The organism is Streptomyces sp. NPDC017936 (assembly GCF_044328485.1).
Taxonomy (GTDB): domain Bacteria; phylum Actinomycetota; class Actinomycetes; order Streptomycetales; family Streptomycetaceae; genus Streptomyces.
The window spans coordinates 17,193-31,522 of sequence record NZ_JBIRHK010000005.1 but is presented as its reverse complement, the minus strand read 5'-3'; the positions used below and the strand labels follow the sequence as shown (position 1 = coordinate 31,522).

14 protein-coding genes are annotated in these 14,330 nt (G+C 73.4%); 11 read left to right on the top strand and 3 right to left on the bottom strand.

Features of this window, described 5'->3' with window-relative positions:
* Nucleotides 1-23 precede the first annotated feature (23 nt).
* From ACH4F6_RS11915 to ACH4F6_RS11905, 3 genes are read right to left on the bottom strand one after another with little or no spacing between them, the layout of a single operon-like run.
* Complete coding sequence (locus tag ACH4F6_RS11915) at nucleotides 24-860, bottom strand: zf-HC2 domain-containing protein (protein ID WP_397959879.1); 837 nt, start codon at nucleotides 858-860, stop codon at nucleotides 24-26.
* Nucleotides 857-991: a hypothetical protein gene (locus ACH4F6_RS11910; RefSeq protein ID WP_397959878.1), complete on the bottom strand. Its 135-nt coding sequence runs from the start codon at nucleotides 989-991 to the stop codon at nucleotides 857-859. Before ACH4F6_RS11910 ends, ACH4F6_RS11915 begins: the two co-directional genes overlap by 4 nt.
* Nucleotides 988-1,530: an RNA polymerase sigma factor gene (locus tag ACH4F6_RS11905; RefSeq protein ID WP_397959877.1), complete on the bottom strand. Its 543-nt coding sequence runs from the start codon at nucleotides 1,528-1,530 to the stop codon at nucleotides 988-990. The genes ACH4F6_RS11910 and ACH4F6_RS11905 overlap by 4 nt, the downstream gene beginning before the upstream one ends.
* Nucleotides 1,531-1,866: 336 nt before the next feature.
* On the opposite strand from ACH4F6_RS11905, the gene ACH4F6_RS11900 reads away from it, so the two are divergent.
* The 11 genes from ACH4F6_RS11900 (at nucleotide 1,867) to pstB (ending at nucleotide 14,182) form a co-directional block, all read left to right on the top strand.
* A complete protein-coding gene (locus tag ACH4F6_RS11900; protein ID WP_397959876.1) occupies nucleotides 1,867-2,319 on the top strand; it encodes a GntR family transcriptional regulator in 453 nt (150 codons plus the stop codon).
* Nucleotides 2,316-3,206 (top strand): ABC transporter ATP-binding protein, encoded by an 891-nt coding sequence (locus tag ACH4F6_RS11895; protein ID WP_397959875.1) that lies wholly within the window; start codon nucleotides 2,316-2,318, stop codon nucleotides 3,204-3,206. Before ACH4F6_RS11900 ends, ACH4F6_RS11895 begins: the two co-directional genes overlap by 4 nt.
* On the top strand, nucleotides 3,203-4,228 hold the full coding sequence (locus tag ACH4F6_RS11890) for an ABC transporter permease (RefSeq protein WP_397959874.1): 1,026 nt from the start codon (nucleotides 3,203-3,205) through the stop codon (nucleotides 4,226-4,228). The genes ACH4F6_RS11895 and ACH4F6_RS11890 overlap by 4 nt, the downstream gene beginning before the upstream one ends.
* A complete protein-coding gene (locus ACH4F6_RS11885) occupies nucleotides 4,225-5,229 on the top strand; it encodes a hypothetical protein (RefSeq protein WP_397959873.1) in 1,005 nt (334 codons plus the stop codon). Before ACH4F6_RS11890 ends, ACH4F6_RS11885 begins: the two co-directional genes overlap by 4 nt.
* Before the next feature lie 244 nt (nucleotides 5,230-5,473).
* Nucleotides 5,474-7,828, top strand: a complete 2,355-nt coding sequence (locus ACH4F6_RS11880) for an RNA degradosome polyphosphate kinase (RefSeq protein ID WP_397959872.1) — start codon at nucleotides 5,474-5,476, stop codon at nucleotides 7,826-7,828.
* Nucleotides 7,809-9,119 carry a CHAD domain-containing protein gene (locus ACH4F6_RS11875; protein WP_397959871.1) on the top strand — a complete coding sequence of 437 codons (1,311 nt, stop codon included), beginning with the start codon at nucleotides 7,809-7,811 and terminating at the stop codon, nucleotides 9,117-9,119. Before ACH4F6_RS11880 ends, ACH4F6_RS11875 begins: the two co-directional genes overlap by 20 nt.
* A gap of 129 nt (nucleotides 9,120-9,248) precedes the next feature.
* A complete protein-coding gene (locus ACH4F6_RS11870; RefSeq protein ID WP_397959870.1) occupies nucleotides 9,249-9,671 on the top strand; it encodes an NUDIX hydrolase in 423 nt (140 codons plus the stop codon).
* A gap of 327 nt (nucleotides 9,672-9,998) precedes the next feature.
* Entirely contained in the window at nucleotides 9,999-11,126 is a 1,128-nt protein-coding gene (gene pstS, locus ACH4F6_RS11865; protein WP_397959869.1) for a phosphate ABC transporter substrate-binding protein PstS, read from the top strand.
* Between the two features lie 136 nt (nucleotides 11,127-11,262).
* Nucleotides 11,263-12,276, top strand: coding sequence for a phosphate ABC transporter permease subunit PstC (gene pstC, locus ACH4F6_RS11860; protein ID WP_397959868.1), 1,014 nt, complete (start codon nucleotides 11,263-11,265; stop codon nucleotides 12,274-12,276).
* A complete protein-coding gene (pstA, locus tag ACH4F6_RS11855) occupies nucleotides 12,273-13,334 on the top strand; it encodes a phosphate ABC transporter permease PstA (protein ID WP_397959867.1) in 1,062 nt (353 codons plus the stop codon). Before pstC ends, pstA begins: the two co-directional genes overlap by 4 nt.
* Before the next feature lie 71 nt (nucleotides 13,335-13,405).
* Nucleotides 13,406-14,182 carry a phosphate ABC transporter ATP-binding protein PstB gene (gene pstB / locus ACH4F6_RS11850; RefSeq protein WP_397959866.1) on the top strand — a complete coding sequence of 259 codons (777 nt, stop codon included), beginning with the start codon at nucleotides 13,406-13,408 and terminating at the stop codon, nucleotides 14,180-14,182.
* Nucleotides 14,183-14,330: the final 148 nt, after the last annotated feature.

Sequence of the window (14,330 nt, the reverse complement as noted above, 5' to 3'; positions counted from 1 at the left end):
GTGGTCGGGGGCGGGGGGCGGTGTCATCCGGCGCCCTCGTCCGGGAAGCCGCCGACGGGACGGACGTCGAAACGGTCACGGGTCCGGTAGAGCAGCGCGGTGGCGAGGACCGCGACCGCCGCCGCGGCCGACTGTCCGGCCGCCGTGAAGGGGGCGAGCGTGCCCTGGGTGTGGGCCTGGGCCACCACCAGCAGCGTCAGCCAGGCGCCGCCGACCAGGGCGGGCGCGAGGGCCGGGCCCAGCCGGGGGGTCAGCGCCAGACCGGTCGCGGTGAGCGCGAGCGCGGGCAGCAGCCAGGCCAGGGCCAGCAGCCCGTACCCCGGCAGGGCGAGGGTCGCCAGGCCGTTGAAGACCAGGCCCGCGGTGAGCACCGCGACCGTGCGGATCATCAGCAGCCGGAAGCCGTGCAGGGGCGCGACGACCGCCATCTCGTACGTCGGGTCGAGCGCCGGGCCGTAGGAGAGGGCGACCCCCGCGAGCGGGAGCAGCGGGGCGAGGGCGAGGAACAGGGCGGGCCGGTCCGCCAGGTGGACCGTCAGGACGGTCATCACCAGCAGGGACAGCACCGCCAGCAGCCAGGAGCGGCGCAGCACCGGGGTCGCCGTCAGCAGCCGCGCGGTGTGGTCGGCCACGCCGACCCGCACCAGCAGCCGCTCGGTCGGGCCCGGCCGCGGCGCGTCCAGTTCCGCGTCCAGCCGCTGCCAGCCGGCGTCCAGCGCGGCCGGGTCGACGGCACCCGCCAGCCGGGCCCTGCACCGCGCGCACTGCGCGAGGTGCGTGTCCGCGGACCACAGCAGGGGCGGCGCCAGCTCGCTCCGGGCGTACGCGCGCAGGTCCTCTTCCGCCACGTGCCACGTCATGCCAGCGCCTCCTTCAGCCGCTCGGCCCCCGCGCAGCCGCGCGGGCCCTGTCCCTCGCCGGTGCGCGTCACGCCGGCGTCCTTCCCGGCCGGCGCGCCGTGCCGGCGCCCGTCCCGTACGTACCGGCTCACGCCAGCGCCTCCCGCAGTTGCTTGCGGGCGCGCTGCGCCCGTGTCTTGACCGTGCCCGCGGGGATGCCGAGCAGGACGGCCGCCTCCCGGGTGGTGAGCCCGTCGATGACGGTGGCCTGGAGGACCGCCCGCAGCTCCGGGGAGAGGCGGGTGAGGGCTCCGGCGAGGTCCCCGTGCTCCACCCCCGCGAGCACGCGCTCCTCCGCCGAGGCCTCGTCGCGGTGGCGCAGCCGGGCCAGGGTCTGGCGCAGGCGGCCGCGCGCGCCGTCGCCGCGCAGGGCGTCGACCAGCCGGCGGGCGCCGATGCGCCACAGCCAGCCGGCCACATCGCCCTCCTCGCGGTAACGGGCGCTGCCCCGCCACACCGCGAGGAACGTCTCCTGGACGACGTCGTCGACTATCCCGGGGTCGGCGCAGCGGCTGCGCATGCGCGCGGTCAGCCACGGCGCGTACCGCCGGTACAGCTCCTCGAAGGCGTGACGGTCCCCGTCCGCCGCGATGGCCCGCAGCAGCTCCCCGTCGCTTCTCGTTTCGCTCACATCCCCTCATCGGACGAGCCCCGCCGATCGGTTCACGGTTCGCCCGGCGATTTTCACGGACCCCGCGGACGAGGCGTCCGGGGCCCGTCGGCCGGCGCACGTGCCGCAGCCGACATGCCGTAGCCGACGTGCCGCAGCCGACATGCCGCAGCCGACATGCCGTCCGGACCCGCGGACCGGCACCCGGGCCGCCACCGGCCGGGCCGCGCCGACCGGCCGTCAGTTCACCTGCGAAAGCCGGCAGTTCGCAACGCGCGACTCGGCCGCCCCGCTTGACGTACCCGCCCTCCCTCCACCACCCTTTCACTACTCAACTAGTGAAAGGGTGGTTGTCGAGTGGTCGAATACCGCATCGACCGGCACAGCGGCGTGGCCACCTACCTCCAGATCGTCCACCAGACGAAACAGGCCCTCCGCCTCGGCATGCTGCGCCCCGGCGACAAGCTGCCCACGGCCCGCGAGGTGGTCGAGGCGACCGCCATCAACCCGAACACCGTGCTGAAGGCCTACCGCGAGCTGGAGCGCGACGGCCTCGTCGAGGCCCGCCGCGGCCTCGGCACCTTCGTCCGGCGCGGACTGAGCACCGCCCCGGCCGACTCGCCCCTGCGCGCCGAGCTGGACGCGTGGGCGGACCGGGCCCGTGCGGCCGGCCTGGACCGCGACGACGTGGCCGCGCTCTTCACCGCCGTACTCGACCGGCACTTCACCGGAACCGCCGAACCCACCGCCGACCACGCACCCGGCCGCTCCACCGGCCGCCACCAGCACTCCCAGGGGGACCCCTCATGACCGACACCGCCATGGCGGCAACCGCGCTCGGCAAGCGCTTCGGCCGGCGCGGGGGCTGGGCGCTGCGCGACTGCGCGTTCCGGCTGCCCGCCGGACGCGTCTGCGCCGTCGTCGGCCCCAACGGAGCGGGCAAGTCCACGCTCCTCGCCCTCGCCGCCGGGCTGCTGGCGCCCACCGAGGGCTCGCTCACCGTCCTCGGCGCGGACCCTGCCTCGGCACGCGCGCGCGTCGGCTACGTCGCCCAGAACAAGCCGCTGTACCCGCAGCTCACGGTCGCCGAGACCCTGCTCGTGGGCGCCGACCTCAACCCGGGCCGCTGGGACGCCGGCGCCGCGGAGCGGATCGTCTCCGCGGGCGGTCTCGACCCCAAGGCGAGGATCCGGACCCTCTCCGGCGGCCAGCGCACCCGGGTCGCCCTCGCCCTGGCCCTGGGCAAGCGGCCCGAACTGCTGCTCCTGGACGAGCCGATGGCCGACCTCGACCCGCTCGCCCGGCACGAGCTGATGGGCACCCTCATGTCGCAGGCGGCGCAGCACGGCACCACCATCGTGATGTCCTCGCACGTCGTCGCCGAGCTGGAGGACTCCTGCGACCACCTCCTGCTGGTGGGCGGCGGACGGATCCGCCTGGCCGGCGAGATCGACGACCTGCTCGCCGCCCACGCGCGCGTGAGCGCACCGCGGGAGTCGGCGGACCTGACCGCGCACACGGTCGTCGAGTCCCGCGTCACCGGCCGCCAGCTCACCGCGCTGCTGCGCCCGTCCGGACCCGTCACCGACGCCTGGCGCCCCACGCCCCCGTCCCTGGAGGAGCTCGTCCTGGCCTACCTCCGCAACCCCGAGGCGGCGCCCCTGGTCCCCGCGACGCCCGAGGAGACCGCCGCATGACCGCGCTCACCACGCCCGCCCCGAAGACCGCCGGGCAGCCGACCGTCGCCGCCCGCCCGCTCCGCTGGCTCCTGCGCCTGCACCGCTCCGGCCTCCGGGTCTGGGCCGCCCTCGTCGTCCTCCTCGCCCTGGGGCTGCTGTGGCTGGGAGGCCCGCTCACCGACGCCGCGGCCGAGAGCTGGCGGCAGTACGACGCCTGCCACGGGACGGGTCCCTGCAGCTACTACCAGGACCCGATCCTGCGCTACAAGGACGTGTACGCGTACACCACCCTCGCGCTGAACCTGCTCCCGTTCCTCGTCGCCGCCTGGGCGGGCGCCGCCCTCGTCGGCCGCGAGCTGGAGAACGGCACCGCGCACCTCGCCTGGACCCAGGGCGTCTCCCCCACCCGCTGGCTGACCGCCAAACTCGCCGTCCCCGCCGTGCCGGTCGCCGCCGGCACGAGCCTGCTGGTGCTGCTGCACCGCCTCGCCTGGACGGCGGGCGAGGGCCGCATCGGCACCGCCGACCACTGGAGCGCCGGCCTCACCCTGCACGCCAACGGCCCCACCACGGTCGCCCTCGCCCTGGCCGGTCTCGCCGCCGGCGCCCTCGCGGGCCTGCTGCTGCGCCGCACCCTGTCCGCGCTGCCCGCCGCCCTCGCGGCCACCGCCGGCCTCCGGGTCCTGGCCGACACGGCCATGCCGCACCTGTGGCCGGCCGACACCAGCGTCACGAGCCTCGCCACCGGCTACGTGTACGACGGCATCCAGGTCGACGCGGGCCTCGTCACCTCTTCCGGCGCGCACATCGCCGATCCCGGCTGCGGCTCGGCGCCCGCCGACGCCTGCGACGCGCTCCACGCCGAGCTCGACGCCACCGCCTTCTACACCACCTACCACCCCGAGTCCCACTACTGGCCCCTCCAGCTCACCACCGCCGCCCTGCTCCTGGCCGTCGCCGCCGCCGTCACCGTGACCGCGTTCTGGCTGCTCAGACGCTCCACGGCCACCCCTCGCGCGCGTCGGGAGGCCGCCGTATGACCGCTGTCGCCACCCCCCGCACCCCCGGCACCGGCACCGGCGCCGCGGGGCCGGCGTCCCGCCGGGGTGTCGCCCGGACCGTCCTGCGGCTGCACCGCGCCGCGCTCCTCGTGTGGGGTCTGGCCGTGCTGGGCCTGACCGGCTGGCTGGTGTGGCTCACCGAGGTCACCGCGGACGAGGCGCGCGCGAGGGAGGAGGCCTGCGACCGCGCGGGCCGGGACTGGTGCGACACGACGTTCGGCGTGTTCGGCTTCACCGAGCCCGTCGACTGGATCGCCCTGCTGACCGCCCACCTCTTCCTCGCCGTCGCCGCCTTCGCGGGCGCGTCGCTGATCGGCCGCGAACTGGAGAGCGGCACCGCGCACCTCGCCTGGACCCAGGGCGTCACCCCGGCCCGCTGGCTGACCGCCAAGCTCGCCGTCCCCGCCCTCGCCGTGACGGCCGGCGCGTCCGCCCTGGTCCTGGTGTTCCGCTGGGCCTGGGCGGCCAACGCCGACCTGCTGTGGGGCACGGACTGGACGCAGAGCCACCTGTTCGCGGCCCGCGGACCGGTCACGGTCGCGTACGGTCTGTGCGCCCTCGCCGTCGGCGCGCTCACCGCGCTCCTGCTGCGCCGGGCCCTGCCCGCGCTCGGCGTCTCCGTCGCCGCGGTCTGGCTGCTCGCCCTCGCCCTGGCGGACCACCGCGCCTCACTGTGGCCCGCGGTGCACCGCTCCTCGGCGACCCGGGTGCTCGATCCTCCCGACACGTCGTGGGTGTTGGAGACCGGCGCCCTGGTCCACGGCCGCCGGGTGCCGAACGTCCAGTTCTGGCGGTGCGAGGGCGCCGTCGAGGCACGCCGCCGCTGCCTGGACGACCTGGGCGTGACCGGCTTCTACACCACCTACCACCCCGAGTCCCATTTCTGGCCCCTCCAACTCGTCGAGACCGGCGTCGTCCTCGCCGTCGCCGCCCTGGCGGCCGTGGCCGCGTTCCGGGTGCTGCGCCGCCGTACGGCCTGACCCGGGGCCGCCCCGGCGTACGTCCACCGCCCCTCCCCCGGAGCCCTCCACCGGGGGAGGGGCGTACGCCCCGAGGCCGCCCGGCCACCCCGTGCGCCCCGTGCGCCCCGTACGCCCCCAGGCTGCCCACGCCCCGGAACCCCGCCGCCGGGTCCCGCCCCCGACCCCCGCGAGCCGCGCCCCGATATCCCACACGCCATGTCGCCGTAACCGTCGGTTCAGACGGCCTTGCGACGCTCGGTCAATGAACCCCGCCGTGCCCGAGGCTTCGCCGCCCCCCGAGGGGGACCACCCCGACGGGAGTGCCACCGTGATCCCACCCGCACGTTCCGACGCGACTGTGCCGGTCCTGGCGCGGAACAATGGGTTCATGAGCCAGAACACCCAGGCACAGGTCCAGCACTCGCAGCCCTCCGTGGGCTCCATAGCCGCGCACCGCCCGCACACGGTGTCCGCCGCGGTGTCCGATCTGGAACCGGACATCGATGCCGATCTCGACGCCTACGAGGAGTCGCGGTCGGACGCTATCCAGCTGCCGCAGGGACGTTTCCTCGACCGGGAACGCAGCTGGCTCGCGTTCAACGAGCGCGTCCTGGAACTCGCCGAGGACCCGAACACGCCCCTCCTGGAGCGGGCGAACTTCCTCGCCATCTTCGCGAGCAACCTCGACGAGTTCTTCATGGTCCGGGTGGCCGGTCTGAAGCGCCGCATCGCCACCGGCGTCGCCACCCGCTCCGCCTCCGGCCTCCAGCCCCGCGAGGTCCTGGAGATGATCTGGGCCCGCTCCCGCGAACTGATGGCCCGGCACGCCGCCTGCTACCACGAGGACGTCGCCCCCGCGCTCGCGGAGGAGGGCATCCACCTGGTCCGCTGGAGCGAGCTGACGGAGAAGGAGCAGGCCCGCCTCTTCACGCTCTTCCGGCACCAGATCTTCCCGGTCCTCACGCCGCTGGCGGTCGACCCCGCGCACCCGTTCCCGTACATCTCCGGCCTGTCGCTGAACCTGGCCGTCGTCGTACGCAACCCCGTCAGCGGCCACAAGCACTTCGCGCGCGTCAAGGTGCCGCCGCTGCTGTCCCGCTTCCTGGAGAGCTCCCCCGGCCGGTACGTCCCCATCGAGGACGTCATCGCCGCGCACCTGGAGGAACTGTTCCCGGGCATGGAGGTGCTGGAGCACCACGCCTTCCGCCTCACCCGCAACGAGGACCTGGAGGTCGAGGAGGACGACGCCGAGAACCTCCTCCAGGCCCTGGAGAAGGAGCTCATGCGGCGCCGCTTCGGGCCGCCGGTGCGCCTGGAGGTCGAGGAGTCGATCGACCGCGAGGTCCTCGACCTGCTGGTGCGCGAGCTGAAGATCAGCGAGTCCGAGGTGTACCCGCTGCCGGGCCCCCTGGACCTCACGGGCCTCTTCCGCATCCACAGCCTCGACCGGCCCGAGCTGAAGTACCAGAAGTTCATCGCCGGCACCCACCGCGACCTCGCCGAGGTCGAGTCCGCGAGCCCGCCGGACATCTTCGGCGCCCTGCGCAGCCGGGACGTGCTGCTGCACCACCCGTACGACTCCTTCTCGACGTCCGTCCAGGCCTTCCTGGAGCAGGCGGCCGCCGACCCGGACGTCCTCGCGATCAAGCAGACGCTGTACCGGACCTCCGGCGACTCCCCGATCGTCGACGCGCTGATCGACGCCGCCGAGTCCGGCAAGCAGGTCCTCGTCCTGGTCGAGATCAAGGCCCGCTTCGACGAGCACGCCAACATCAAGTGGGCCCGCAAACTGGAGGAGGCCGGCTGCCACGTGGTCTACGGCCTCGTCGGCCTGAAGACCCACTGCAAGCTGTCCCTGGTGGTCCGTCAGGAGGGCGAGACGCTCCGCCGCTACAGCCACGTCGGCACCGGCAACTACCACCCGAAGACGGCCCGGCTGTACGAGGACCTCGGCCTGCTCACCTCCGACCCGCAGGTCGGCGCGGACCTCTCCGACCTCTTCAACCGGCTCTCCGGCTACTCCCGCCGCGAGACCTACCGACGGCTGCTGGTCGCCCCCAAGTCCCTGCGCGACGGCCTCGTCTCACGGATCGACAAGGAGATCCAGCACCACCGCGCGGGACGTCCCGCCTACGTCCGCGTCAAGGTCAACTCCATGGTGGACGAGGCGATCATCGACGCCCTCTACCGGGCGTCCCAGGCCGGCGTGCCCGTCGACGTCTGGGTGCGCGGCATCTGCGCGGTCCGCCCGGGCGTGCCCGGCCTGTCGGAGAACATCCGCGTCCGCTCGATCCTGGGCCGCTTCCTCGAGCACTCCCGCGTGTTCGCCTTCGGCAACGGCGGCGAGCCCGAGGTGTGGATCGGCAGCGCGGACATGATGCACCGCAACCTCGACCGTCGTATCGAGGCCCTGGTCAGGGTCACCGACCCGGCTCACCGCGCGGCCCTGAACCGGCTGATGGAGACCGGGATGTCGGACACCACCTCCTCCTGGCACCTCGGTCCCGACGGTGAGTGGACCCGGCACGCCACCGACGCGGACGGCGTGCCCCTGCGCAACGTCCAGGAGATGCTCATAGACGCCCGGAGGCGCCGGCGTGGCACAGCGACACCATGACCCGACGGACTCCGCGGCCGGGCCCATGACGACGGGGGAGGCCCTCGCGGCCTACCTGCGGGGCCAGGCCACGGAGTTCCTCCGCGCGCTGCGCCTGCACGGGGAGACCGGCGGCGGCGCGCCGAACGGCTCGACGGACGCGGGGGAACCGGTCGACGCGGCCCGTGCGCTGCGCCGTGCGGCCCGCCGCATCAGCGGCAGCCTGCACACCTTCCGCCCGCTCCTCGACACCGGCTGGTCCGAGGAGTTGCGCCCCGAACTGGCCTGGCTGTCCGGCACGCTGGCCCTCGAACACGCCTGTGAGGCCCGTCTGGAACGCCTGTTGCTGGCCCTGCACCGCCTGTCGGGGGCCTCGGCGGTCCCGGTGCGGACGGCGGCGGGCGCGGAGGGCCCGTCGCACGCGTCCGGGGCGGGCACGGTCGCGGGCGCCGACGCGACGGGCGTGGTCACGGCCGCCGGAGCGACCGGCGTGATCACGGCCGCCGGCGTGACGGACGTGGTCGCGGGCGTCGACGGCGGCCGCGCCCTCGCGGGCTCCGCCACGGGCTTCTCGGGCTCCCGCGCCTCCGTGGGCGCGGGCGGCCGGGCCGGCGGGGCGGCCCCCGCCGCGCACAGGGCGGCGTCCGGCGGGACGGCCCCCGCCGCCGTCGTCCCGGACCGCGGCAACCTCACCGTGGGCGCGGCGAAGGCGGGCGCCCTCCTCGACCGCCAGCTCACCCTCGCCCGCACCCGGGCGCACTCCACCGCGCTCCAGGCCCTGGGCTCCTCCCGCTTCCACGCCGTGGCGGACAAGGTCGCCGTCCTGGCGAGCGAGGTCCCCCTCACCCCCGCGGCCGCCGGCACGGACCTGCGCCCCCTGGCGGCCGCGGCGCTGGACCGCCTCACGGACGCCGTCGCCGCGCTCCCCCTGGTCACCGCGGGGCATCCGTACAACGCCGAGGCCCTGGTCCACGGCCTGTCCCCGGACCCCGCACCCCACCCGCAGGACGCGCCCTGGCACCAGGTCCGCCTCCTGCTGCGGCTGCACCGCTACGCCCTGGAGGTCCTGCACGGCGGCGACGTCCCGCCGGACGTGCGGCTGCTCTCCGCCGGCCAGGCCCTCGACCGGCACCGCGACGCCTCGGAGGCGGCGGCCGCCGCGGCCCACGCGGCCCGCACCCCGCGGATCGCCCCGGCCACGGCGTACGCGCTCGGCGTGCTCCACGCGGACCAGCGGCACGAGGTGGAGGCGGCCCGGTACGCCTTCCAGCGTTCGTGGCAGGCGCAGACCGTCGGCACGACCGCGCCCTAGCCGGCTTCCCGGGCCCGCACCGGAACCGGCGGCGCGGCCCCCCGCACCCCGGACCGGCACGGCCCGCCGCACCCCGCCCCGTCCGACCCAGCACGGCCCCGTTCGCCCGCACTAGGAGGCGGTGACCCGGTGAGCTCCCCCCAAGACACCCCCGTCCAGGCAGCCGGCTGCGTCCTCTGGCGCCGTTCGCCGATCGACGGTGAGCTGGAGGTATGTCTCGTCCACCGGCCGAAGTACGACGACTGGTCGCACCCCAAGGGAAAACTGAAGCAGGACGAGGAGGCGAGGACCGGCGCGGTGCGCGAGGTGGCGGAGGAGACGGGATACACGCCCCGCCTGGGCTCCCCGCTCCCCACGCACCGCTACCTCGCGCAGGGCCGCCCCAAGGAGGTCCGCTACTGGGCGGCCGAGGCCGTCTCCGGCGGATTCACCCCGAACGACGAGGTGGACCGCATCCTCTGGCTCTCCCCGGCCGCCGCGCGCCACCGCCTCACCCAGCCGAGGGACCGTACGCTGGTGGACGCCCTGCTGTCGGCACTGCACCTGACATAGTCCGGACTGATCCGGACTCACGCGCGCGGATCGATCCGGCCCGCCCGGCCCGGACCCGGTCCGGACCAGGGGCGCCCGGACCGGCCCGGACCCGCCCGGACCGGCCCGGCATCACCCCGTGTCCTCGACGTAAGCGTTCCGTGACCTAACCGCACCGTCCCCAGGGGTTCACCCCGCGTTCATTCACGCCCGTAGGCGCCTTCACCTGATCTGCCTAATTTCGGCCTTACGCGGTGCGACGCGCGGCCCAGAGGGCGCGCCCGCTCCACCCAGACTTTCGCACGCCGCCGAATTCAGGACGGCGGCTCCTGGAAGGATCTCCCTCAAGTGAAGCTTCAGCGCATGAACCGGCGGGCCCTCACCCTCGGTGCTCTCGCCGTCTCCGGCGCCCTGGCCCTCACGGCGTGCGGTTCCGACGACACCGGTTCTTCCGGCAACGGCACGTCCTCCGCCACGGCCGCGGCCGGCTCCATCAAGTGCGACGACGCCAAGGGGCAGCTGCTCGCCGACGGCTCCTCCGCGCAGAAGAACGCGATCGACGCCTGGGTCAAGAACTTCACGCAGGCCTGCAACGGCGTCCAGGTCAACTACAAGGGCTCCGGCTCGGGCGCCGGCGTCACCGCGTTCACCCAGGGCCAGGTCGCCTTCGCCGGTTCCGACTCCGCGCTGAAGCCCGACGAGATCACCGCCTCCCAGAAGGTCTGCTCCGGCGGCCAGGGCATCGACCTGCCGATGGTCGGCGGCCCCATCGCCGTCGCCTACAACCTCTCCGGTGTGGACAACCTCGTCCTGGACGCCCCGACGATCGCCAAGATCTTCAACGGCAAGATCACCAACTGGAACGACAAGGCCATCGCGGCGCTGAACCCCGACGCCCAGCTCCCCGACCTGAAGATCCAGCCGTACCACCGCTCGGACGAGTCCGGCACCACGGACAACTTCACCAAGTACCTGATCGCCACCGCCAAGAGCGAGTGGCCGTACGAGGGCGGCAAGGCCTGGCAGGCCAAGGGCGGCCAGTCCGCGTCCGGCTCCTCCGGCGTCGCCCAGGGCGTGAAGCAGACCAACGGCGCCATCGGCTACATGGAGCTGTCGTACGCCAAGGACGGCCTGGGCACGGTCGCCATCGACACGGGCGCCGCCTCCCCGGTCAAGGCCTCCTCCGACGGCGCGACCAAGGCCATCGCGGACGCCCAGGTCGTCGGCACCGGCCAGGACCTGGCGCTCAAGATCAACTACGCCACCAAGGCCGAGGGCGCCTACCCGATCACCCTGGTCACGTACGAGATCGTCTGCGACAAGGGCAACAAGTCCGACACCCTGCCCGCCACCAAGGCGTTCCTGCGCTACATCGCCGGCGAGGAGGGCCAGGGCATCCTCTCGGGCATCGACTACGCGCCGATCCCCGACGCCATCATCTCCAAGGTCCGCACCACCATCGAGGGCCTGAGCTGATCTGAAGGTGCGGTCCGGCGCCGGGGGGACCCGGTCCGGACCGCACCGTCCGGTGCACCGCCGCCAGGGGCCACCCGCACATCCGGCCCCGCCCGAGCCGCCCACCACCGAGCGGCTCCGCAGACCGGAGAACCCCATGGACATATCGACACACAAGTCAACGGACCACATCCCTCTCCCCACGGCTCCGCCGACCCCGACCGAGCAGAAGCGCGCCGCCCGCGGCGCCACCCGGCCCGGAGACCGGATCTTCCTCGGGCTCTCCCGCGGGTCGGGCATCCTGCTGCTGGTGATCATGGCGGCGATCGCGGTCTTCCTCGCCTATCGCGCGTCCCTCGCCATCAGCGAGGACGAGGCGAACTTCCTCACCGCCTTCGAGTGGAACACCAACCTCGTCCCCCCGAAGTTCGGCATCGCCGTCCTCGCCTTCGGAACGGTGGTCTCCTCGGTGATCGCGATGGTCGTCGCGGTCCCGGTCGCGGTCGCCATCGCCCTGTTCCTCACCCACTACGCCCCGCGCCGGCTGAGCGGCCCGATCGCGTACGTGATCGATCTGCTCGCCGCCGTGCCGTCCATCGTGTACGGCCTGTGGGGCGCGCTGATCCTCGTGCCGCACCTCGACGGCCTGTTCGGCTGGCTGGACGACTACCTGGGCTGGACCGGGATCTTCTCCTGGGACGAGGGCGCCCCGCGCTCGATGCTCACCGTCGGCATCCTGCTCGCCATCATGATCCTGCCGATCATCACCAACGTCAGCCGCGAGGTCTTCCGCCAGGTCCCGCAGACGCACGAGGAAGCGGCCCTGGCGCTCGGCGCGACCCGCTGGGAAGTGGTCCGCATGGCGGTCCTGCCCTTCGGCCGCTCCGGTGTGATCTCCGCGTCGATGCTCGGCCTCGGCCGCGCGCTCGGCGAGACGATGGCGGTGGCCACCGTCCTCTCCCCGGACTTCGACATCCACGCCAGCCTGCTGAACCCCGGCGGCGGCACCTTCGCCCAGAACATCGCCAGCAAGTTCAACGAGGCGACGGAGTTCGGCCGCGACGCGCTCATCGCCTCCGGTCTGGTCCTGTTCGTCATCACCCTGCTGGTCAACGGCGCGGCCCGCGCGATCATCGCCCGCCGCAAGGAGTACTCGGGGGCCAACGCATGAGCACCGCAGCCGTCACCGACAAGCGCCCCAGCACCCTGCGCGGCGCCAGCCTGCCCAAGTGGACCCCCTGGGCCATCGCGGCCGGCTCCGTCGCCGCCGCCGTCGCCATCGGCCTCGGCACCGGCCTGGACAGCCGTGTCCAGTGGGGCCTGATCGCCGGGCTCCTCTTCGTCCTCGGCACCTACGTCATCGCGGCCCGCGTCGAGGGCCGCCGCCAGGCCAAGGACCGCATCGCGACCGCCCTGGTCTGGGTCGCCTTCCTCCTCGCCGTGGTGCCGCTGGCCTCCCTGATCTGGGCCACGGTCCAGCGCGGCACGGAGGTCCTGGACGTCTACTTCCTGACCCACTCCATGGGCGTCGTCGCCGACTCCGAGCCGGGCGGCGGCATCTACCACGCCATCCTCGGCAGCCTCGAGCAGGTCGGCCTCGCCACCCTGATCGGCGCCCCGATCGGCATCCTCACCGCGATCTACCTGGTGGAGTACGGCCGGGGCAGCCTGGCCAAGGCCGTCACCTTCTTCGTGGACGTGATGACGGGCATCCCGTCCATCGTCGCCGGTCTCTTCATCCTCAGCCTCATGCTGATGTTCGACATGCAGCCCTTCGGGTTCGCCGGCTCGCTGGCCCTGGCGATCCTGATGATGCCGGTCGTCGTACGCTCGACGGAGGAGATGCTCAAGCTCGTCCCGAACGAGCTGCGCGAGGCCTCCCTGGCACTGGGCGTACCGAAATGGCGCACGATCCTGAAGGTGGTCGTCCCCACCTCCATCGGCGGCATCATCACCGGCGTCATGCTCTCCGTGGCGCGCATCGCCGGCGAGACGGCTCCCGTCCTGCTGCTCGTCTTCGGAAACCCCTTCATCAACGCCAACCCCTTCGAGGGTGCGCAGGCCTCGCTGCCGCTGTACATCTACCAGCAGTACTCGCAGAGCGCAGGTTCACAGGCGGCCTACGACCGCGCCTGGGCGGCATCGCTCACGCTGATCGCCTTCGTGATGATCCTCAACCTGGTGGCCCGCGGCATCGCCCGCTGGAAGGCCCCGAAGACCGGTCGCTAAAGCATCGATCCGCGGCTGTCGCCGCACGGGGCCACTCAGCGACCCCCGGACCCTGGAAGTGAAGTAGAGACATGGCCAAGCGAATCGACGTAAGCGGACTGACCGCCTACTACGGCTCCCACAAGGCGATCGAGGACATCTCGATGACGGTCGAGCCGCGCTCGGTGACGGCGTTCATCGGCCCGTCCGGCTGCGGCAAGTCGACGTTCCTGCGCACGCTGAACCGTATGCACGAGGTGACCCCGGGCGGCCGGGTCGAGGGCAAGGTGCTCCTGGACGACGAGGACCTGTACGGCCAGGGCATCGACCCCGTGTCGGTGCGCCGCGAGGTGGGCATGGTCTTCCAGCGCCCGAACCCCTTCCCCACGATGTCGATCTTCGACAACGTGGCGGCGGGTCTGCGCCTGAACGGCAACTACAAGAAGTCCGAGCTGGCCGACATCGTCGAGAAGTCCCTCAAGGGCGCGAACCTCTGGAACGAGGTCAAGGACCGCCTCAACAAGCCGGGCTCCGGCCTGTCGGGCGGCCAGCAGCAGCGGCTGTGCATCGCCCGCGCCATCGCGGTGGAGCCGAAGGTCCTCCTCATGGACGAGCCCTGCTCGGCCCTGGACCCCATCTCCACCCTCGCCATCGAGGACCTGATCGGCGAGCTGAAGGAACGCTTCACGATCGTCATCGTGACCCACAACATGCAGCAGGCCGCCCGCGTCTCCGACCGCACGGCCTTCTTCAACCTCGCGGCCGTCGGCCAGCCCGGCAGGCTCATCGAGATCGACGACACGGAGCGCATCTTCTCCAACCCCTCGGTCCAGGCCACGGAGGACTACATCTCCGGCCGCTTCGGCTGACCCTCCCCCCGATCCCCTCGCGGTGCTGCATGGCGGTGCCACCGCGAGGCCACAAAGGACCCGCCCCCTGCATCCCGGGGGGCGGGCCCGTGTCGTCGGGGGCGGGAGAAGGCACCGTCGGCAGGACGCCCCGCCCTGCGGACGTGTC